This window comes from Bradyrhizobium sp., assembly GCF_035570375.1.
Lineage (GTDB): Bacteria > Pseudomonadota > Alphaproteobacteria > Rhizobiales > Xanthobacteraceae > Bradyrhizobium.
The window spans coordinates 47,299-66,930 of record NZ_DATMLW010000129.1; the positions used below are offsets into that span (position 1 = coordinate 47,299).

Below are 19,632 nucleotides of genomic sequence, written 5' to 3' on the forward strand. Positions count from 1 at the left end.
CCCATGAGCCAAGGACCGCACATCATTATTGTCGATGACGAGGCGCCGGCCCGCGAGATGGTCGGCGACTATCTCAAGATGCACGGTTTCACCGTGACCCTCTGCGACGGCGGCAAGGCTTTGCGCGAGGCGATCGATGCCGGCGTGCCCGACCTTGTGGTTCTTGATCTCAACATGCCCGAGGAAGACGGGCTTTCGATCATTCGCGACCTCAAAGGCCGCACCAACGTTCCGGTGATCATGCTCACCGCCACCGCAAGTCCCATCGACCGCGTGGTCGGGCTCGAACTCGGCGCCGACGACTATGTCGCCAAGCCCTGCGAATTGCGTGAATTGATGGCGCGGATTCGCTCAGTTTTGCGGCGCAGTGCGCCGGCCCGGGCGCCGGCAGGCGCGACGGAAAGCAGTGCCGCCAAGGCGAAGGAAGCGCTGGTTCGCTTCGGCACAAAGTGGCTCGATCTCGAGGCCCAGGCGCTGCGCGACGATGAGGGCAACGAACATCCGTTGACGGCTTCCGAATTCGGACTGCTGAAGGTTTTCGCCGCCAATCCAAAGCGGGTGCTGTCGCGCGAGCGTCTGCTTGAGCTGGCGAACGCGCGCGACAGCGAAGCCTTCGATCGCGCGGTCGACCTGCGGATTATGCGCATTCGCCGCAAGATCGAGATCGACCCCACCAAACCCGCCGTGATCAGAACCGTGAGGGGCGGCGGATATTTGTTTGCGCCTGTCGGCGACAAGGCCTGACCTTCGCGTTCGGCGGGGGTTTCCCGTCAGGCTTTTGTCCTGCGATTGAAATTTAAAGGGCGCGCCGGAGCCGGGAACTTGTACAGGGCCGCAGCCAGCACGGCCGCGCGCGGAAGCGAAACCGCTAAAAACTCCGCAAGACCGCTTTTGTTCCTGCAATCGCCCCTTTGGGCGTCCGGTCCACCAGCTAAAATTCATCTCCTTCAAATTACTGGCTTTTCCTCCCCGAATGTTTCGTCGCGGGCGGCTCGACGAAACAATTCTCCCCGGCACGAAACCATTTTCCGGCTTTGGTGCAGACGTCCCGAAACCTTCCCTGACTAACAATTTCGTTAACGAAAACGCCGCACACGGCGACACTGGGAGATCGTCATGAACGTCGTTGCCATCAATGCCGCAGCTCGCGAGGGCATCATCGCCGCACAGGCGACTTCGGATGAAATGCTGCTCGAAAGTATCGCGGATGGCGGCCGGACCGCGATGCATATCCTTTACGCCCGCCACAACGTGCGGGTTTATCGTTTCATCCTGCGCATGGTTAGGGATGCCACCATGGCCGAGGATCTGACCAGCCAGGTCTTCCTCGATGTCTGGCGTACCGCCAACCAGTTCGAGGGACGTTCGCAGGTCTCCACGTGGCTTCTGTCGATCGCCCGCTTCAAGGCGCTGACTGCGCTGCGCCAGCGCCGGCACGAGGACATCGACCAGGAAGAGATGCTCGAGATCGCCGACGAGGCCGACACCCCCGAGGCTTCGCTCGACCGCTCCTCGACCAGCGCCATTCTGCGCGCCTGTGTCGCGAAATTATCGCCGGCGCACCGCGAGATCATCAATCTCGTCTACTACCACGAGAAGTCGGTGGAGGAAGTTGGCGAGATCATCGGAATTCCGCAAAGCACAGTGAAAACCCGGATGTTCTACGCCCGCAAGCAGCTCGCCGATCTGTTGAAGGTGGCCGGCGTGAACTCTCTTGCCGCATGAGGCGATGATCGATGTCTGAATTGTGAGGCTTCTTCCCCCCGAGGAGCCGTTCAAGCGACCCGGAGAGCCCCTCCGGGTCGCTTTCGTATTTGCGGCGCCTCACTACGAGACTAAAGCCTCACGAACACGTGACGCGGGCGGCGTAACGCCTCACCTCCAGGTCCCGAAGGACGATTGAGCACCAGACGTAGTGCGGCGCTGCGGTGCTGTCGTTCGAAGGGTTGCATTCGATGCTCGATCTCGTTCTTGCGTTGCTTGCCGGCGTGGTGACGGTGGCGGCACCCTGCACGCTTCCGGTATTGCCGATATTGCTCGGCGCCTCGGTAGGCCAAACCGGCGGCGCGCGTCCGGCGCTGATTGCGCTCGGCTTTGTGACTTCGTTTTCCGCCGCCGCCCTGTTCCTGAGCGCGATCGCCGGCATTTTCGATTTCGACCCCGAAGTGCTGCGAAGTGCCGGGGCGATCCTGCTGCTCGGATTTGGATTGCTGATGGTATGGCCGACGCCGTTCGAGTGGGTTTCGGCCCGGTTGGGTGGGCCGCTGACGGGCATTGGCAACACCGCGCTTCATCAAGGCAACCTCGGCGGATTTGTGCTCGGCACGACCCTTGGCCTGGTCTGGACCCCCTGCGCCGGCCCCGTGCTCGGCTCGATCCTGACTATCGTTGCGACCTCGAAGGACACCACATGGGCGAGTGCGCTGCTCGTGGTCTACGCGATCGGCGCCGCCATTCCGATGCTCGCGATCGCCTATGGCGGCCAGGCCGTCACCACCCGGGTGCGCGGCGTCGCCAGAATATCCGGCAGGCTTCAGCTCGGCTTCGGCATCGTCGTGATCGCGTTCGCCGTTGCGTCCTATTTCCAATACGACACGCTGATCGTGGCGTGGCTGACCGCATTCTATCCGACGAGCCAGATCGGTCTGTAACCATTCGCAACAAGGAGAGGCCAATGACGATACGATCGCTTGCCACATCTGTTTCGGTGATTGCACTTTGCCTGATCGGCGCGGCGCCCGCCGGGGTTGCCGGCGAGGTCGGACGCGAACAGGCCACACCCTTCGAAGTCGCCGCGCTGCAGGGTACCGCGCCGAATTTCGTCGGCATCACCAACTGGTTCAATTCCGCGCCGCTCAGCATGGCGAACCTGCGCGGCAAGGTGGTGCTGGTGGACTTCTGGACCTATGGATGCGTCAACTGCGTCAACACGCTGCCCCACGTCACCCAGCTCTATGCGAAATACAGGGATCGCGGCCTTGTCGTCGTCGGCGTCCACACGCCGGAGTTCCCGTTCGAGCGGTCGGCGGCCAATGTGCAGGCCGCGCTGAAGCGGCACGGCATCACCTATCCCGTCGCCCAGGACAACGATTCGCAGACCTGGAACGCCTATGGCAACCAGTATTGGCCATCGCAGTACATTGTCGATCAGAATGGAAGAATCGTTTTCCATCATGATGGCGAAGGCCGCTATGAGGAAATCGACCGCGTCATTGGTCGCCTGCTGAACGTCAATAGCTGAGACGCATAGCGCGCACCCCACAGGGCGGTACCACCGCCAGCCTTGCCGTGATAAGTTCCGTCCCGCAGCGGTCGAGGACGGGCGTTTGTCATGTTCCAGGGCTGGGATGCGGTGGTACTGGCGCGGGCGCAATTTGCGTTCACGATGTCGTTCCACATCGTGTTTCCCGCCTTTTCGATCGGGCTTGCCAGCTATCTCGCCGTCCTCGAAGCGTTGTGGCTGTGGACCGGGCGGGATGTTTTCATCAATCTTTTCCAGTACTGGCTGAAGATCTTCGCCGTCGCCTTCGGTATGGGCGTGGTGTCGGGCATCGTGATGTCCTATCAGTTCGGCACCAATTGGTCGGCGTTCTCCGACAAGACCGGCCCCCTGGTCGGCCCCCTGATGGCCTATGAAGTCCTGACCGCGTTTTTTCTCGAAGCGGGCTTTCTCGGCGTCATGCTGTTCGGCCTGAAGCGGGTGGGCCACCGGCTGCACTTCTTGGCAACCCTGATGGTCGCCATCGGAACGCTGATTTCGGCGTTCTGGATTCTGTCCGCCAATTCCTGGATGCAGACGCCGACCGGCTACGTCGTCAATGCCGAAGGGCAGTTCGTCGCCGCCAACTGGCTGAACGTGGTCTTCAACCCGTCATTTCCCTATCGCCTGGTGCACATGGTGCTGGCGGCCTACCTCACCACGGCGCTCGTGGTCGGCGCGGTCGGCGCGTTTCACCTCCGGCACGATTCCCATCTCGCCGCTCCGCGCGTGATGTTTTCGATGGCGATGTGGATGGCGACGCTGGTGGCGCCGATCCAGATTCTCGCCGGCGACCAGCATGGCCTCAATACGCTGGAACATCAGCCCGCCAAGGTGATGGCAATGGAAGGCCATTACCAAAGCCACAAGGACGGCGCGCCGCTGATCCTGTTCGGCTTGCCGGACCAGGCCGCGGGCAAGGTCAAGTTTCCGATCGAAATCCCGAAACTGTCGTCGCTGATCCTCAAGCATTCGCTCGATGCGCCCCTTGCCGGCCTCGACACGGTGCCGCGCGAAAACTGGCCGCCGGTACCGATCACATTCTGGTCGTTCCGGATCATGGTCGGGATCGGCTTTCTGATCATGGGGCTTGGCCTGTTCAGCCTGCTCGAGCGATTGCGCGGCAAGCTCTACCAATCCCGACTGCTGCATGCTTGCGCAACAGCCATGGGTCCGGCGGGCTTTGTCGCGGTGCTTGCGGGCTGGATCACGACCGAGACCGGCCGCCAGCCGTTCACGGTTTATGGATTGTTGCGAACAGCCGACTCTGCCTCGCCGCTGGCCTCGCCAGCGGTCGGTTCCTCGCTGCTCGCCTTCATCATTGTCTATTTCGCGGTGTTCTCGGCCGGCATCATCTACATTCTGCGCCTGATGGCGCAGCCACCCCAGCCGGGCGAGCATGGGCCGCCGTCCGACGTGCCGGCACGCGCCGCCGGGATCACCCCCGCTGCCGCCGCGGCTTCTGCGGAAGGAGCCGTCAGATGAGCGTTGCCATCGACCTCACCGTGATCTGGGCGTTCATCATTGCCTTTGCGGTGTTTGTCTATGTCGTGATGGACGGCTTCGATCTCGGTCTTGGCATCTTGTTTCCGCTGTTTCCGAACAAGAGCGATCGCGACGTTATCATGAACAGCGTCGCGCCGGTTTGGGACGGTAACGAAACCTGGCTGGTGCTGGGCGGCGGCGGCCTGATGGCCGCGTTTCCACTGGCCTATGCGGTGCTGATGCCGGCGCTGTACACGCCCATGATCGCGATGCTCGTCGGCCTGATCTTTCGCGGTGTTGCGTTCGAATTTCGCTGGCGCACCACGCAAAGCGGGCGAAACCGCTGGGACCTTGCCTTCGCCGGCGGATCGGTGCTTGCAGCGCTGGCGCAGGGCATTGCGCTTGGCGCCATCCTGCAGGGCATCCATGTCGAGGGCCGACACTATGGCGGCGGATGGTGGGACTGGTTGACGCCGTTCAGCATCCTCACCGGGCTCTGCCTTCTCGTCGGCTATGCGCTGCTCGGCGCAACGTGGCTGGTGATGAAGACGGAGGGCGAGGTTCGCGACAGGGCCTATCGCCTGAGCTGGGCCCTGGTGTTCGCGATGTTGGGCGCGATCGGCGCGGTCAGCATCGCCACGCCGTTTCTCAGCCTTCAATATGCGCAGCGCTGGTTCACCTGGCCGAACGTCATCCTGACGGCGCCGGTGCCGATCGCGGTCGCCGTTGTGACCGCGATGTTGCTGCGCAGCCTCGCCAACAGGCAGGATTACCGGCCGTTCTTTCTGGCGCTCGCCTTGTTCGCGCTCTCCTATGCGGGGCTCGGCATCAGCATGTATCCCTATATCGTCCCCCAGAGCATCACCATCTGGCAGGCGGCATCGCCCAGGATCAGCCAGATCTTCATGCTGTTCGGCGTCTCCGTGCTGATACCGCTTATTCTTGCCTACACCGCGTGGGCCTACTGGGTATTCCGCGGCAAGGTCAGACCCGAAAGCGGTTATCATTGATGTCCCGGAAACCCGAAAGACGGCAGCTTGCGCAACGTCTTCTGTGGTTTGCCGCGCTTTGGCTCGCCGGCGTCAGCACGGTCGCTGCCATATCGTTCATCCTGAGGCTGTGGCTCGCGCCGAAATAGGCCGATGATCGTTCCTACCTTCTTACCAGCAAAACCCGTCGATATTTCAGCCGGATGTTTGGTTGCTTGCCATTATTTCGCCCGTTGTATTGTATGGAACCGTGATTGGAGCGGCGGTCGTCACCCTTGCCGCCAACGCGTCGCGCTTAGCGGGGAGAAGCTCGAATGACGAAATTTCGGCACCTGATCTGGACGGTGATTGCGGCAGCCGGCCTGATGCTCTCAAGCTCGCATGGTTTTGCGCAGCAACCTGATATCGGCGACCAGCCCGGTCTGTTGCCCGACGATTCCGTCCAGCTTGATCCGGAATGGCGCAAGCAGATGGTGTTGTATCGCACGACGGAAGCGCCAGGCACCATCATCGTCGCGACCGCGGAACGCCATCTTTATCTCGTGCAGCCCGGCGGCCGGGCGATCCGCTATGGCATCGGCGTCGGCCGCGACGGTTTCCAGTGGCAGGGATTGCTCAACATCACGCGCAAGGCGGAATGGCCCGACTGGGTGCCCCCGCCGGAGATGATCGAGCGTCAGCCTTATTTGCCGCGCTTCATGGCGGGCGGGCCGGGTAATCCGCTGGGAGCGCGGGCGATGTATCTCGGCACCACCGTCTACCGCATCCACGGCACCAACCGGCCCGATACGATCGGCACCAAGGTTTCGTCCGGCTGCTTCCGGTTGGTCAATGCGGATGTGGCCGATCTCTACGATCGCGTGTTGGTGGGCACCAAGGTGATCGTGCGGCAGAAGCCGGAATTGTAACCTGGTGGTCCCTTCCAGACATTGCTGAGAGACACATCATGCGGACATTCCGAGGCGGCCTGCTGATCGGGCTGGCGGTCGCAGTCGTGGTCGCGGCCATCGCGGTGGCTTACGAGATCTACGACACGCGAACCCTGAAACGGACGATCCGCCGCGGCGAGGTGCTGTGCGGCGTCAACAAGGGCCTGCCTGGCTTCTCGATTCCGGACGACAAGGGCAACTGGACCGGCTTCGATGTCGACTTCTGCCGCGCGGTGGCCGCCGCCATTTTCGACGATCCGAAAAAGGCGAAATTTGTCCCTCTCGAAGCGAACGAGCGATTCAAGGAATTGCAGAACCGGAAAGTGGATATCCTGTCGCGCAACACGACCTGGAGCATGTCGCGCGAAACTTCCTATGATCTCTATTTCCCGGCGGTCGCCTATTATGACGGCCAAGGCTTCATGGTCCCGAGATCGCGAAACATCGATTCCGCGCTCGATCTTAACGGCAGCAAGGTCTGCGTGCAGGGAGACACCACGACGGTGCTCAATCTCGCCGACTATTTCCGCGCCAACAACATGAAATATGAGGAGATGAAGTTCGGAAAACTCGAGGACGTGGTCAAAGCCTATGATTCCGGGCAATGCGACACGCTTACCGCCGATGCCTCCCAGCTCTATGCGCTGCGTCTGAACCTCGGCAAGCCGGACGATCACGTCATCCTGCCCGATGTCATTTCCAAGGAGCCGCTGGCGCCCGTCGTTCGGCAGCGCGACGACGACTGGATGATGATCGTGAAATGGACGCTGTATGCGATGCTCAATGCCGAAGAGCTCGGCGTCACCTCACAGAACATCGACGAGGCGCTGAAATCGAAGAAGCCGGACGTGATGCGGCTGGTCGGAACCGAAGGCAATTACGGCGAGAATCTCGGGCTTAGCAAGGATTGGGCCGCGCGCATCATCCGCCATGTCGGCAATTACGGCGAAGTCTATGAGCGCAATGTCGGCTCGGAATCCAGGCTGAAGATTCCGCGTGGGCTCAACCAGCTCTGGAACGCCGGCGGCATTCAATACGCCCCGCCGATCAGGTAGAGGTTCGAGACGCCGCCATTGCGGCTCCTCGCCGCGAAGGATGGCTCAATACCCCCGCATCCGCGCCAGCTGGTCGGCGTGGAAATTGGCATCACCGAACAGTTCCTGGCAGACCCTTGCGCGCTTCATGAAGAAGCCGATGTCAAACGCATCGGTCATGCCCATGCCGCCATGCATCTGCACGCCTTCCTGGACCGCGAGCGTCGCCGTCGAACCTGCGCGCGCCTTGGCTACCGCCACCGCGCTCGCGGCGTTTGCAATATCCGTATCCAGCGCCTGCAGCGCCTTTAGCACCGCCGCGCGCGTGATCTCGATCTCGATATAGAGCTGTGCCGCGCGGTGCTGCAGCGCCTGGAATTCTCCGATCGCCTTGCCGAACTGCCTGCGCTCCCTGAGATAGCTCACCGTTCGCCCAAAAGCGCCCTCGGCGACGCCAACCATTTCGCAGGCGACCGCGCCGCGGCCGATGTTGAGAACGCCTTCCAATACGCCGCCTCCCTGATCGACTTCCCCGAGCACGCCATCGGCGTTGACTTCGACATTGTCGAACCTGATCCGCGCGGCGTTATGCGAATCGACCATCACCGTGCGTTCGATCTCGATGCCCCTGCTTTTGGGATCGACGAGGAACAACGTCAGCCCGTCGACCTCGCCGGGAGAGCCCGCCGTGCGCGCCGCCACGATCAACAGATCGGCGGTGTGGCCGTCAACCACAAAAGCCTTGTCTCCATCAAGTCTGAAGCCGTTGCCGGATCGCACGGCCCGCATTTTCGTCATCAGCGGGCGATGTTTGGTGCCCTCATCGACCGCGAGCGCGGCAAGCCGGGAGCCATCGGCAATCTTCGGCAGGTGCTCCGACTGCTGCGCGGCACTGCCGGCACGAGCGAGCGCGCAAGCCGCCAGCACGGCGGTAGCAAGAAACGGTGACGGCACAAGATTGCGGCCGATTTCCTCCATCACGACGCCCGCCTCGACGCAGCCCAAACCGCTGCCGCCGAATTGTTCTCCCACCAGCAGCCCGCAAAATCCCATTTCGGCGAAGGTCTGCCAGAGCTCGCGGGAAAAGCCGGTCGCGTCACTGCTGTCGCGGAGATGGCGCAGATGCGAGACCGGCGCCTTGTCGCCGATCAAGCCGCGCGCGCTGTCGCGCAGCATTGCCTGTTCTTCGGTGAGGACGAGAGCCATGAGAGATGTCCCGCTGATAGTTTTTCGGGTTGACGGCGATAGTGTCAGGCCCCCGGCAGATCGAGAATCCGCTTGGCGACGATGCCGAGCATGATTTCCGAGGTGCCGCCTTCGATCGAGTTCGCCTTGGTCCGCAGCCAGGCGCGCGCCCGCATGCCGCCCCTGGAACGCTCGCTCTCCCACTCCAGCGCATCGATGCCGCCGGCGGACATCAGCACCTCGTAGCGGCGCTTGTTGAGCTCGGTGCCGTAATACTTCATCGCCGAGGAAAACGCCGGATGCCCCTGCCCGGCCTTGGCAAGATCGATCGCTCGCTCTGCGGCGCAAGCGAGCGCCGCCTCGTCGATCTCGAAACTGGCGATCTGCCCGCGCAAGATCGGATCCTCCAGGCGGCCCTGCTCGTCGGCGCCGATGGAATCGGCGGCGATCTGCCCGATCGGCCGCCCGACGCCGCGCTCGCCCATGCCTGAAATCATCGCGCGCTCGTGCTGCAGCAGATATTTGGCGACGTCCCAGCCGCGGTTGACGGTGCCGACCACGTTGGACTTCGGCACCCGGACATTGTCGAAAAACGTCTCGCAAAACGGCGACCGACCCGAAATCAGGAGAATGGGCCTGGTCGAGACACCCTTCGAGGCCATATCGAAAAGAATGAAACTGATGCCGTCATGCTTTTTGGCCGTTTGATCCGTCCGCACCAGACAGAAGATCCAGTCGGCGTAGTTGGCATAGGAGGTCCAGATCTTCTGGCCATTGATGATAAACTCATCGCCGTCGCTTTCCGCGCGGGTTTGCAGCGATGCAAGGTCGGAACCCGCGTTCGGCTCCGAATAGCCCTGGCACCAGCGGATCAGGCCGGCGGTGATCTTCGGCAGATACTCCTTCTTCTGTGCGTCCGTGCCGTATTTCAGCAGCGCCGGCCCGAGCATCGAAATGCCAAAGGACACCAGCGGTGGGCGGGCGCCGATCGCCGCCATCTCCTGCAAAACGACCTTGGCTTGCTCCCCATCGAGACCGCCGCCGCCATACTCCGTTGGCCAGTGCGGAACGGTCCAACCCTTGTCGCGCATGCGCTCGAACCAGATGCGCTGCGGCTCGGACGAAAAGGTCGCGTTGCGGCCGCCCCAAAACGTGTCTTCCTCCGAGGTCATCGGCCGCCGCATCTCCGGCGGACAATTGGCCTGAAGCCAGGCACGGGTCTCGCGGCGAAAATTTTCCAGATCGGACATCTTGCGTTTCCCGTGATGTTTTTGCCTCACGACCTTAGCTGCCACATGGCGGAATTCAAGCTGGCGTCCTCTCAACTGTGCAGCCTTGGGATGTGGCCTTGGGATGTGGCCTTGGCTCGTGATCCCGTGTATTCGCAAAGCCGGCAACGGAAAAACACGAGGAAACCTGACATGCGGCTGAAGTTGCTTTCGCCAGGCGAAATGAGCGCCGACCAGAAGGAAACCTACGACGAGGCGATCGCGGGAAAACGCGGCGCGCCGCCGGCGCCGATGATGGCCTGGCTCAACAGCCCGGAAATGGCGCGGCACGCTACCCGGCTCGGCGCGGTCCTGCGCTTCGACACGATATTCCCGGCGAAACTGTCGGAGATCGCCATTCTCGTCACCGCGCGGCACTTCAGTTCGCACTACGAGTGGTACGCGCACAAACGGCTCGCGCTCAAGGGCGGCATGGACGCGGAGATCATCGAGGCGATCAGGGATCGCCGCACGCCGCCCTTCGACGACCCCAAGGCTAAGACGATCTACGACGTCGCCAAATCGCTGCACGAGGCCCGCGGCGTGAGCCCGGCCCTGTATGAAGAGGCCATCAAGGTTCTCAGCCTGCGGGGGCTCGTCGAAATCATCGGCCTGTGCGGCTATTACACGATGGTGTCGATGACGCTGAATACGTTCGAGTTCGGACTCCCCGAAGGAGAGACCTCCGAGCTTGCGTGAGCGGCGTTACCGACATAGATCGTGATGAACCCATTTGTACGGGAGGCGACCGTGGCACAAAATGCACCCATCATCGGCGGAGCGCGGATCGGGCATGTCCATCTCAAGGTCGCCGATCTCGATCGCGCGCTTGGATTTTATTGCGGCGTGCTCGGCTTCGAGCTGATGCAGCGGCTGGAATCCGGTGCGGCTTTCATTTCCGCGGGCGGCTATCATCATCACCTCGGATTGAACACCTGGGAGAGCAAAGGCGGCCATCCGCCGCCGCCGGGAACGACCGGGTTGTTTCACACCGCGATCCTCTACCCGACCCGCGCCGCTCTGGCGGACGCGCTGCATCGGGTGATTGCTGCGGGGATTCCACTTGACGGCGCCAGCGATCACGGCGTCAGCGAGGCGCTCTATTTGCGCGATCCCGATGACAACGGCGTCGAATTGTATTGGGACCGGCCGCAAGCCCAATGGCCGCGCAAGGCGGACGGCTCACTGGCCATGTTCACGCGCAGGCTCGATGTCGACGATCTCCTGGCGCAACGCGTGGTCTAAGTATGATGAGATTAGATTAAACCATCGCGGCGACGAAAGTGTGCTCCCTCTCCCACCCCACTCGGGTTTACCCGAGTTGGGCATTGTCAACTGTCGAAGTCGGATAAATGGGGTGGTCTCTCATCAAAGCAATGGGGCCCTCACCCGATTTGCTGCGCAAATCGACCTCTCCTCGACGGGGAGAGGTCGAGCCTTGCCTGCTACAGCAGCGATTAAACCAAAAGTCATGCCGCTCTAGTTTTTTCGCTTCAGGTTTCCGGCATGGGCGTGACGGCCGGCACCTCCTGCAAAGCCGACCGGCGCCTCGTCAGTGAAGCCGCGGCGAGCACGACCAATCCCAGCAGCACCGGCGGAAACACCACCCAGTTGACGGTCGACCATCCGTAATTGGCCAAAAGCTGGCCGGAGGAAAACGAGCCTACCGCCATCATGCCGAACACCAGGAAATCGTTGAAGGCCTGAACCTTGTTGCGCTCCTCACTCCGATGCGTCTCGAGCACCAGAGCGGAAGCACCGACGAATCCAAAATTCCAGCCGATCCCCAGCACGATCAGGGTGACCCAGAAGTGCATGGCCGTGATGCCGGAGAGCCCAACGGCGGCGCCGGCGGCTTCGAGCAAAAGACCCGCCGCGACAACGGCTGGCGCCCCAAACCGCGCGATCAGCGAGCCGGTGAAAAAGCTTGGCCCATACATCGCAACGATGTGCCACTGGATGCCGAAATTCGAATCGCTGACGCTTAACCCGCACATCTGCATCGCCAGCGGCGCCGACGTCATGACGAGATTCATCGTGGGATAGGCGATCACACCGCATAGTGCCGCGGCAATGAAGCGCGGCTGCCGCGCGATCTCGAGCAGCGGACGGCCAAGATGCAAATCGGACGGCGCGGGCCTTGGCGCATCGACGCCCGCCAGGGTCGCCATGGCGATCAGCGCCACGAGAGCTTGCATCACAAAACTGAAGGCGAACAGATAAGGCGGCCAGACATCCATGGTCCATTGCACGAGCTGCGGACCAAGGACGCCTGCGAACACACCGCCGGCCATTACCCACGACACCGCCTTGGGGCGGAATTCGGCGCTCGCCCCGTCGGCCGCCGCGAAGCGGTAGGATTGCGACACCGCCCCATACAAGCCGCCGAGGAACGTCGCGCAGCAGAACAACGCAAACGAACCGTGCAGGATGGCGAAGGCGCCGAGCAGACCGGTGAGCACGCCGCAACCGGTGCCGATGATGAAGGCGACGCGGCGCCCATAGGCCCGCGAAATCGCGCCATTCGGCAAGGTGCCGCCGGCAAGCCCGAGCACATACATCGAGATCGGGACGGTCGCGAGCGAGACATCAGGGGCGAGCGACGCTCCCACGATGGCGCCGGTGGCAAAGATCACTGCCGCATTGGCGCCGGTGAGCGCCTGCGCCGCCGCCAGGCGCGCCACATTGGCACGGGCGCGGGCGTCGCCCGACGCGCCCTCAGCTGCGGTCATATCGATCATCTTCTATTTCTACCCAATGCCCCAGGGATGCCTCGATCGGTACTGTCGAGGTCTTGTTGATTCTCGCATCATGAAGGCACGAATCCACCTGATCAACCGGTGCAAATGGAGGCGCGCCATGCATCACGGCTCGGGCTATCCGGTGCGGCTGAACACCAATGTGAGATTGTTGGCCGGCATCTCCGCGATCTCGAGCAGTGAGAGGCCGGCCTTGGTGGCGAGTTCTTGCACGGCTTCGACGTCGCGCACGCCCCATTCGGGATTGCCTTCACGAAGGCTTGAATCGAACGCCGCATTGCTCGGGGCCGTGTGTTTGCCGCCGCGCTTGAACGGGCCGTAAAGGAAAACAAGTCCTCCGCCGTGAAGGTAGCGCCCGGCGCCCGCAAACAGCCCCTCGGCAACGCGCCACGGCGCGATATGGATGACGTTGGCGCAGAACACCGCCACCAATTCGCCGGGGCCATGGCCGCCGTCCATCTCGGGACACCAGCAGGGGTCGGACAGATCGATCCGCAGCGGCGCACGGATATTCGCAAGTTTTGAATATGCCCGCCACGCCTCGATGCTTTGGAGATGCGTCTCGTTCAGATCGCTCGGCCACCACGTGATATCAGGAAGATGATGGGCCAGGTCGACGACGTGCTGGCCGGTGCCGCTGCCGACCTCGATGGCATCTCCGGATTTTCCGGCCAGGAATTGCACCAGCACGGCGCGGATTGCCTGATGGTTGCGGTGAAAGGCCGGCGCGTCGAGCCGCCCGTCGGCTTCGCCCGCACGGCCGTCCCGGCCGAATTCAACGACATATTCCGCCACGGCCGCCCTCCCGCGATTTGATTGCCGACCGACGGCCCGATTTAGCCCACCGCAGGCGCGTTGTCAGCCGATAGCGTTTGTGCTTTGACCGGTTATAGTTGGCACCGGATCACGTTCCGATTAGACAGAATCGGGACGTGATCCCATCTAGTTGTTTGAGCATGATCTTTTCGGAAAACCGGTTTCCCCTTTGCGCTAACGCGGCCCTTCGGGTCCGGATCATGCTCTAATGATCGCGGGAACTGCGCCTTGACCGACCATCGCCCGACCCGATTTCGGCCGCCGCTTGTGCTTGCGTGGGCGCTGATAGTTACCGCTGCCGTTCCGGCAACGACGGCCCGGGCGCAATCGACTGTGGCCGAGGGCCAAAGGCTTGCTTTCGATCGCACCAAGGGAAATTGCCTGAGCTGTCATGAGATCAAGGGCGGCGATCTTCCGGGCTCGATCGGACCCGCGCTGAAAGACATCAAAAGCAAATATCCCGATCGCCAGGATCTGATCGCGATCCTGACCGACGAGACCAGACGCAATCCGCAAACCGCGATGCCCCCATTCGGACGGAATCGCATTTTGACCGAACAGGAAATCGACGCGATCGTGGATTTCCTGCAGACGCTTTGACCGTGCACGGCTTTAGGGCGTGCGGCTTGGGAGATTTTTCGATGACGACCCCGTTCGACAGCTTGCCGGTCACGCGGCGCCTGATGCTTGGCGGCGCCGGCTCGGTCGCGCTCGCTGGCCTCGGAATCATTTCCTTCCGCCCTGTTACGGCGTTGGCGGCGGCGAACGACAAATATCCGGACGATGCGTTCAAGCAGAAGGACGGTAACGAGGCGATCAAACTGCTTTACGGCCGCACCGCCGAACCGTCCGACAAGATCAAGCTCGACGCGCCGGAAATCGCCGAGAACGGCGCGGTCGTTCCGGTCTCCGTCTCGACGGCGCTTGCCGACGTAACCACGATAACATTCGTGGTCCCGGAAAATCCGAACCCGCTTGCCGCCTATTACAAGATCCCGCCGGGCACGATGCCAAACGTTGCCAATCGTCTCAAAATGGCGAAAACCAGCAACGTCATCGTGATCGTGGAAGCCGGCGGCAAGCTTTACAGCACGGCCAGGGAAGTCAAAGTGACGATCGGCGGCTGCGGCGGTTAAGGAGCATGATCCGGACCCGGAGGGCCGCGTTGGCGCAAAGTGGAAACCGGTTTTCCGAACAGATCATGCTCAACCAAAGAGACGACATGACATCATGATGCGATCCACTTAATCGCATCATGGCTAAGGAGAGATTCAGATGGCCTCGAGCATTCGCGTTCGCGCGATCGCAAATGGTGAGACCACCGACGTCCAGACGCTGATCCAGCATCCGATGGACTCAGGCTTTGTGAAGAACGACAAGGGCGATTTCATTCCACCGCACTTCATCCAGGAATTGACCTTCGAACATGATGGCAAGAAGGTTTTCGTCGCCGATTGGGGAACGGCGGTCTCCAAGGACCCCTACGTCAAGTTCAGCTTCAAGGGCGGCAACAAGGGCGATGATCTGAAGGTGAGCTGGATCGACAACAAGGGCGAGAGCGATACCGCCACGGTGAAGATCCAATGACGGGTTTTTGTCTTGTCGGGGCCCGCTTCGCTTGAAAAAGGCCCCCAAAGAACTGAGCGCGCGATCCCGGTCCATGGCAGCACTGGCCGCGATCCTGGCCGCACTCGCGACTTCGCTGCTTTCATCCGCGCAGCCCGCTGGCAGTGCGGATCGGCCTGATCCTGTGGCCGAGGCTGCGGCGTTTCGGAATTACTTTGTCAAGAAATTCCCTGACGTGAAACTTGAGGAATTCGTCAATGGACCGTATGCGCTGAACCAGGATATGCGCCGGCAATGGCAGGAGATCGATCAATTTCCGCCTTATGAATTTTCGCTGGAGAAGGGCAAGGAGTTGTTTGCGACGCCGTTTCGAAACGGCAAGACCTATGCCGATTGTTTTCCCGCTTCTGGCGTCGGCATTCGCCAGAACTATCCGTATTTCGACGCCAGCGAAGGCAAGGTCGTCACGCTCGAACTGGCACTCAACCGCTGCCGTGAAGCCAACGGCGAGTCGGCGCTTCGCTATGTCGGCGACGCCATGGCCGCGCTGACCGCCTATATGGCGTTCACCTCGCGCGGCAAGCCGTTCGACATCAAGATCCCTGACGATCCCCGCGCGCTCGAAGCCTATCAGAACGGCAAGCGTTACTTCTACACAAGGCGCGGACAACTCAACTTCTCCTGCGCCACCTGTCACGTGCAGTACCCCGGCGAGCATATGCGCGCCGAGGTGCTCGCACCCGCGCTTGGAATCCTGAACGCGATGCCGATCTACCGTTCCGAATGGGGCGGCATGGGCACGATCAGCCGCCGCCTCACCACCTGCAACAGCCAGATTCGCGGTCTCCCGCTCGAGCCGCAATCGGAAGAATACCGCGATCTCGAATATTACCTTTCCTACCTCAGCAACGGATTGCCGATTTCCGGACCGGGCGCGCGGCCATGATCAACATCGTCTCATTGAAGCCGCGTTGGCGCATCTTGCGGCTCGCCGTTCACATCTGGCTGATCGGATGCGCCGCTTCCGTGATGGCCGCGGGCTCCGAGAGCGAATTCAAATCCGCCTATGCCGCGGCCCAGGCTGCGGAGAAGGAAGCGGGCCGCTTGCGCAATCAATGGACGGTGACGGAAACCGCCTTGACCAAGGCAAAAGAGGCTGCCGAAAAGGGCAATTTCTATTCCGCGACAGAATTGGCGAGGGAAGCCGAGCGGCTCGCCAAGGCATCGATTTTCCAGGCGACAAGCGAACGAGAAGCCTGGAAAGCTCTCGAAATCCGCTGAGGAAAAGCGACGAATGGCACCAAGACCTAACATGACCATCCGCCGCCGGGATTTTCTCAAATTGGCGGGAGCCACGCTGTCGAGCGGATGGCCCTCGCTTGCGCGCAGCGCCGACAACCGAAGCGTTTACGATCTGGATCGCTTCGGTAATGCCCGCATCCTGCACATCACCGATACACATGCGCAGCTCCTGCCGGGTTATTTTCGCGAACCGAGCGTCAATCTGGGCCTCGGCACAGCGGCAGGACAGCCGCCGCACCTGGTCGGCCGCGCCTTTCTCGAACGCTTCGCCATCAAGCCAGACAGTGCGGACGCCTATGCCTTCACCTCTCTCGATTTCGAGAAATCCGCCGCGCGGTTCGGCAAGCTCGGCGGCTTCGCCCATCTCAAAACGCTGATCGATCGGCTGCGCAGCGAGGTGGGGGCAGGACGCTCGCTATTGCTCGATGGTGGCGATTCCTGGCAGGGCACCGGGCTTTCCAACACGATGCGGGGCGCCGACATGGTCGAGGCGGCGAACCTGCTCGGTATCGAGGCGATGACTGGGCATTGGGAATTCACCTATGGCGAAGCGGCACTGCGCGAGAACCTCGAACGCTTCAAGGGCGAATTCCTGGCGCAGAACATCTATCTCACCGAAGAAGCTGCATTCAACGGCGCAGGCGCATTCGACGGCGCATCCGGTCGGGTGTTCAAACCGGCCATGATCAGGGAGATCGGCGACTATCAAATCGCGGTGATCGGACAGGCCTTTCCTTACGTTCCGGTCGCGCATCCGAAACGGTTCACGCCCGACTGGACCTTCGGCATCCGCGAGGAGGAATTGCAGAAACTGGTCGATTCCCTACGAAACTCTGCCAAGGTCGACGCCGTCGTGTTGCTGTCGCATAACGGCATGGATGTCGATCTCAAGCTCGCCAGCCGCGTCCGCGGCATCGACGTTATCCTCGGCGGTCATACCCATGATGCCGTTCCACAAGCCATTGCCGTGACCAATGCCGGCGGCACCACGCTCGTCACCAATGCCGGCTCAAACGGGAAATTTCTCGGCGTGCTCGATCTCGAACTGGCAAAGGGCCGCGTCGGCGATGCGCGCTACCACCTGTTGCCGGTGTTCTCGGAATTGCTGAAGCCCGATGCGGCTATGACCGCGCTGATCGAAAAAATCCGCGAGCCCCACGTGGCGCCCTGGGGCGAGAAGATCGCGACCGCCGACCGCCTGCTCTATCGTCGCGGCAATTTCACCGGCCCAGTCGATCGTCTGATCTGCGATTGTCTACGCGATCAATTCGACGCCGAGATCGCGCTGTCGCCCGGCTTTCGCTGGGGCACGACGTTTTTGGCGGGACATCCGCTCACGATGGAGGATGTGCTTTCCGAAACCGCGATCAGCTACGGCGAAACCTATGTTGCGAACCTGACCGGCAGCCAGATCAAGGAGGCGCTGGAAGATACCTGCGACAATCTCTTCAATCCCGATCCCTATTATCAGCAAGGCGGCGACATGGTTCGGGTCGGCGGCTTCACCTATACCTGTACGCCGGGGAAGGCCATCGGGCGGCGGATTTCCGACCTGAAACTCGACAACGGCCGTGCGATCGAACCCGGCAAGAGCTACAAGGTGGCCGGCTGGGCTTCGGTCAATGAACAGCACGGAACTCCGGTGTGGGACGTCCTTGCCAAATATCTTGGCTCGAGCAAACCGCAGAACGCGCAGGACGGAGGTGTGACCTTGAAGGGCGTCGACGGTAATCCCGGGATCGCAGGATAACGGCATCTTCCCGCTTTCGGTTTTGCAAATGCGAAAGCCGGCCTCTCGCCTTCGTGTTCGTTCGTGAAAACGTGCCGGCGCAGTGCCGAGCCGGTTGGCGTGATAAGATCGGGGCTCATTTTAAGGAAATATCTTTCATGATCTTTCGTCAGCTGTTCGACAGCGTATCGGGAACCTACAGCTACATTCTCGCCAGCCGCGCCGGCGGCGAGGCGCTGATTCTCGATCCCGTGCTCGAGAAGGTCGATCGCTACTGCCAATTATTGCGCGAGCTTGACCTCAAATTGGTGAAGGCTGTCGACACTCATTTGCACGCCGATCACGTCACCGGCCTTGGTGAACTGCGCAACCGTACCCACTGCGTCACCATCATGGGCGAGCAGAGCAAGGCCGACGTCGTGGCGATGCGTGTCTCCGAAGGCGACAAGGTGACGATCGAGGGCATCACGTTGGACGTGATGTACACGCCCGGCCACACCGACGATTCCTACAGCTTCCTGATGGGTGATCGGGTTTTCACCGGCGATACGCTCCTGATCCGCGGCACCGGCCGCACCGATTTCCAGAATGGCAGCGCACGCGCGCAATATGATTCGATTTTCAATCGGCTGTTGAAACTGCCCGACGAGACCCTGGTTTTTCCCGCCCACGACTACAAGGGCGACACTGTTTCCACCATCGGCGAGGAAAGACGCTGCAATCCGCGGCTGCAGGTGCGCTCGGTCGACGAATATGTCGAGCTGATGAATAACCTGAAGCTGCCGAACCCCAGGATGATGGACGTTGCGGTGCCGGCCAACATGCATGTCGGCTTGCGTCAGGATGATCTCGCCAAAGAGGGACTTTCGTTCACCGCGCGCGAAGCCATCGAAAGTCTGGGTCGGCCTGAGATCCTGCTGGTCGATTTGCGGGAAACCAGCGAACGCATCAAGCACGGGACGCTGGCCGGCGCGCTGCACGCGCCCTATCCCGGAATCGGGGAAAGCCTCAAGCCGGGCGGAATGTTGCGTGAGGTCGCCACCGCGACGGGCCGGCGCATCGTATTCTTCTGCGCCTTCGGCGAGCGCTCGGCGATGGCGGTCGCCGCGGCAAAGGACGCGGGCCTTGCCAACACCGCGCACATCGCCGGCGGCATCGACGCCTGGAAGAAGGCCGGCGGCCCGGTGCTGCCCGGCTGAGTGTTCGTCAGTGACGTGGCGACGCAGCGGCACCCTCTCACGCTTTGGGGGAGCGAAAAAACAACGCGGCCGATCTGGGGGCTGCCATGCACGGCGTTCATGGACAAATAAC

Annotated in this window: 22 protein-coding genes; 18 read left to right on the forward strand and 4 right to left on the reverse strand. The window is 61.7% G+C overall.

What is annotated here, in order from left to right; genetic code table 11:
- Window positions 1–3 precede the first annotated feature (3 nt).
- The 9 genes from VNX23_RS13570 (at window position 4) to VNX23_RS13610 (ending at window position 7,717) form a co-directional block, all read left to right on the forward strand.
- Window positions 4–744, forward strand: a complete 741-nt coding sequence (locus tag VNX23_RS13570) for a response regulator (RefSeq protein ID WP_325630750.1) — start codon at window positions 4–6, stop codon at window positions 742–744.
- A 372-nt stretch (window positions 745–1,116) separates the two neighbouring features.
- On the forward strand, window positions 1,117–1,725 hold the full coding sequence (locus VNX23_RS13575; protein ID WP_325630751.1) for a sigma-70 family RNA polymerase sigma factor: 609 nt from the start codon (window positions 1,117–1,119) through the stop codon (window positions 1,723–1,725).
- Between the two features lie 230 nt (window positions 1,726–1,955).
- Complete coding sequence (locus tag VNX23_RS13580) at window positions 1,956–2,651, forward strand: cytochrome c biogenesis CcdA family protein (protein WP_325630752.1); 696 nt, start codon at window positions 1,956–1,958, stop codon at window positions 2,649–2,651.
- A gap of 23 nt (window positions 2,652–2,674) precedes the next feature.
- Entirely contained in the window at window positions 2,675–3,241 is a 567-nt protein-coding gene (locus VNX23_RS13585; protein ID WP_325630754.1) for a thioredoxin family protein, read from the forward strand.
- A gap of 90 nt (window positions 3,242–3,331) precedes the next feature.
- A complete protein-coding gene (locus tag VNX23_RS13590) occupies window positions 3,332–4,744 on the forward strand; it encodes a cytochrome ubiquinol oxidase subunit I (RefSeq protein ID WP_325630756.1) in 1,413 nt (470 codons plus the stop codon).
- Window positions 4,741–5,754, forward strand: coding sequence for a cytochrome d ubiquinol oxidase subunit II (gene cydB, locus VNX23_RS13595; protein WP_325630758.1), 1,014 nt, complete (start codon window positions 4,741–4,743; stop codon window positions 5,752–5,754). The genes VNX23_RS13590 and cydB overlap by 4 nt, the downstream gene beginning before the upstream one ends.
- Window positions 5,754–5,882, forward strand: coding sequence for a DUF2474 domain-containing protein (locus VNX23_RS13600; protein WP_325630760.1), 129 nt, complete (start codon window positions 5,754–5,756; stop codon window positions 5,880–5,882). Before cydB ends, VNX23_RS13600 begins: the two co-directional genes overlap by 1 nt.
- A gap of 165 nt (window positions 5,883–6,047) precedes the next feature.
- Window positions 6,048–6,641: a L,D-transpeptidase gene (locus tag VNX23_RS13605; protein WP_325630762.1), complete on the forward strand. Its 594-nt coding sequence runs from the start codon at window positions 6,048–6,050 to the stop codon at window positions 6,639–6,641.
- Between the two features lie 38 nt (window positions 6,642–6,679).
- Window positions 6,680–7,717, forward strand: a complete 1,038-nt coding sequence (locus VNX23_RS13610; RefSeq protein WP_325630764.1) for an amino acid ABC transporter substrate-binding protein — start codon at window positions 6,680–6,682, stop codon at window positions 7,715–7,717.
- A gap of 45 nt (window positions 7,718–7,762) precedes the next feature.
- Here the strand turns inward: VNX23_RS13610 and VNX23_RS13615 are convergent, their stop codons facing one another.
- Together VNX23_RS13615 and VNX23_RS13620 are read right to left on the reverse strand one after the other, a co-directional pair.
- Window positions 7,763–8,902: an acyl-CoA dehydrogenase family protein gene (locus tag VNX23_RS13615; protein ID WP_325630766.1), complete on the reverse strand. Its 1,140-nt coding sequence runs from the start codon at window positions 8,900–8,902 to the stop codon at window positions 7,763–7,765.
- A 44-nt stretch (window positions 8,903–8,946) separates the two neighbouring features.
- Window positions 8,947–10,131 carry an acyl-CoA dehydrogenase family protein gene (locus tag VNX23_RS13620; protein ID WP_325630767.1) on the reverse strand — a complete coding sequence of 395 codons (1,185 nt, stop codon included), beginning with the start codon at window positions 10,129–10,131 and terminating at the stop codon, window positions 8,947–8,949.
- Window positions 10,132–10,302: 171 nt separating this feature from the next.
- Here VNX23_RS13620 and VNX23_RS13625 point away from each other — a divergent pair, with 171 nt between their 5' ends.
- Window positions 10,303–10,848 (forward strand): carboxymuconolactone decarboxylase family protein, encoded by a 546-nt coding sequence (locus VNX23_RS13625; RefSeq protein WP_325630769.1) that lies wholly within the window; start codon window positions 10,303–10,305, stop codon window positions 10,846–10,848.
- Between the two features lie 24 nt (window positions 10,849–10,872).
- The gene (locus VNX23_RS13630; RefSeq protein ID WP_414642991.1) at window positions 10,873–11,394 is read left to right on the forward strand and encodes a VOC family protein; all 522 of its coding nucleotides are present in this window, start codon (window positions 10,873–10,875) and stop codon (window positions 11,392–11,394) included.
- A 248-nt stretch (window positions 11,395–11,642) separates the two neighbouring features.
- Here VNX23_RS13630 and VNX23_RS13635 read toward each other — a convergent pair whose 3' ends face one another.
- Together VNX23_RS13635 and VNX23_RS13640 are read right to left on the reverse strand one after the other, a co-directional pair.
- Window positions 11,643–12,890 (reverse strand): MFS transporter, encoded by a 1,248-nt coding sequence (locus tag VNX23_RS13635; protein ID WP_325630772.1) that lies wholly within the window; start codon window positions 12,888–12,890, stop codon window positions 11,643–11,645.
- Window positions 12,891–13,025: 135 nt separating this feature from the next.
- Window positions 13,026–13,703 (reverse strand): DUF938 domain-containing protein, encoded by a 678-nt coding sequence (locus VNX23_RS13640; protein WP_325630773.1) that lies wholly within the window; start codon window positions 13,701–13,703, stop codon window positions 13,026–13,028.
- Window positions 13,704–13,991: 288 nt separating this feature from the next.
- Between VNX23_RS13640 and soxX the strand changes: the two genes are divergently transcribed.
- The 7 genes from soxX to VNX23_RS13675 all read left to right on the forward strand — a co-directional run bounded on the left by soxX (window position 13,992) and on the right by VNX23_RS13675 (window position 19,520).
- Complete coding sequence (soxX, locus tag VNX23_RS13645; RefSeq protein ID WP_325630829.1) at window positions 13,992–14,324, forward strand: sulfur oxidation c-type cytochrome SoxX; 333 nt, start codon at window positions 13,992–13,994, stop codon at window positions 14,322–14,324.
- A 41-nt stretch (window positions 14,325–14,365) separates the two neighbouring features.
- On the forward strand, window positions 14,366–14,860 hold the full coding sequence (gene soxY, locus VNX23_RS13650; protein ID WP_325630774.1) for a thiosulfate oxidation carrier protein SoxY: 495 nt from the start codon (window positions 14,366–14,368) through the stop codon (window positions 14,858–14,860).
- Between the two features lie 139 nt (window positions 14,861–14,999).
- The gene (gene soxZ / locus VNX23_RS13655; RefSeq protein ID WP_325630776.1) at window positions 15,000–15,311 is read left to right on the forward strand and encodes a thiosulfate oxidation carrier complex protein SoxZ; all 312 of its coding nucleotides are present in this window, start codon (window positions 15,000–15,002) and stop codon (window positions 15,309–15,311) included.
- Between the two features lie 73 nt (window positions 15,312–15,384).
- On the forward strand, window positions 15,385–16,236 hold the full coding sequence (gene soxA / locus VNX23_RS13660; RefSeq protein ID WP_325630778.1) for a sulfur oxidation c-type cytochrome SoxA: 852 nt from the start codon (window positions 15,385–15,387) through the stop codon (window positions 16,234–16,236).
- Between the two features lie 83 nt (window positions 16,237–16,319).
- On the forward strand, window positions 16,320–16,571 hold the full coding sequence (locus tag VNX23_RS13665) for a hypothetical protein (protein WP_325630830.1): 252 nt from the start codon (window positions 16,320–16,322) through the stop codon (window positions 16,569–16,571).
- A gap of 31 nt (window positions 16,572–16,602) precedes the next feature.
- A complete protein-coding gene (gene soxB / locus VNX23_RS13670; protein WP_325630832.1) occupies window positions 16,603–18,342 on the forward strand; it encodes a thiosulfohydrolase SoxB in 1,740 nt (579 codons plus the stop codon).
- A 137-nt stretch (window positions 18,343–18,479) separates the two neighbouring features.
- Window positions 18,480–19,520, forward strand: coding sequence for an MBL fold metallo-hydrolase (locus VNX23_RS13675; RefSeq protein WP_325630780.1), 1,041 nt, complete (start codon window positions 18,480–18,482; stop codon window positions 19,518–19,520).
- Window positions 19,521–19,632: the final 112 nt, after the last annotated feature.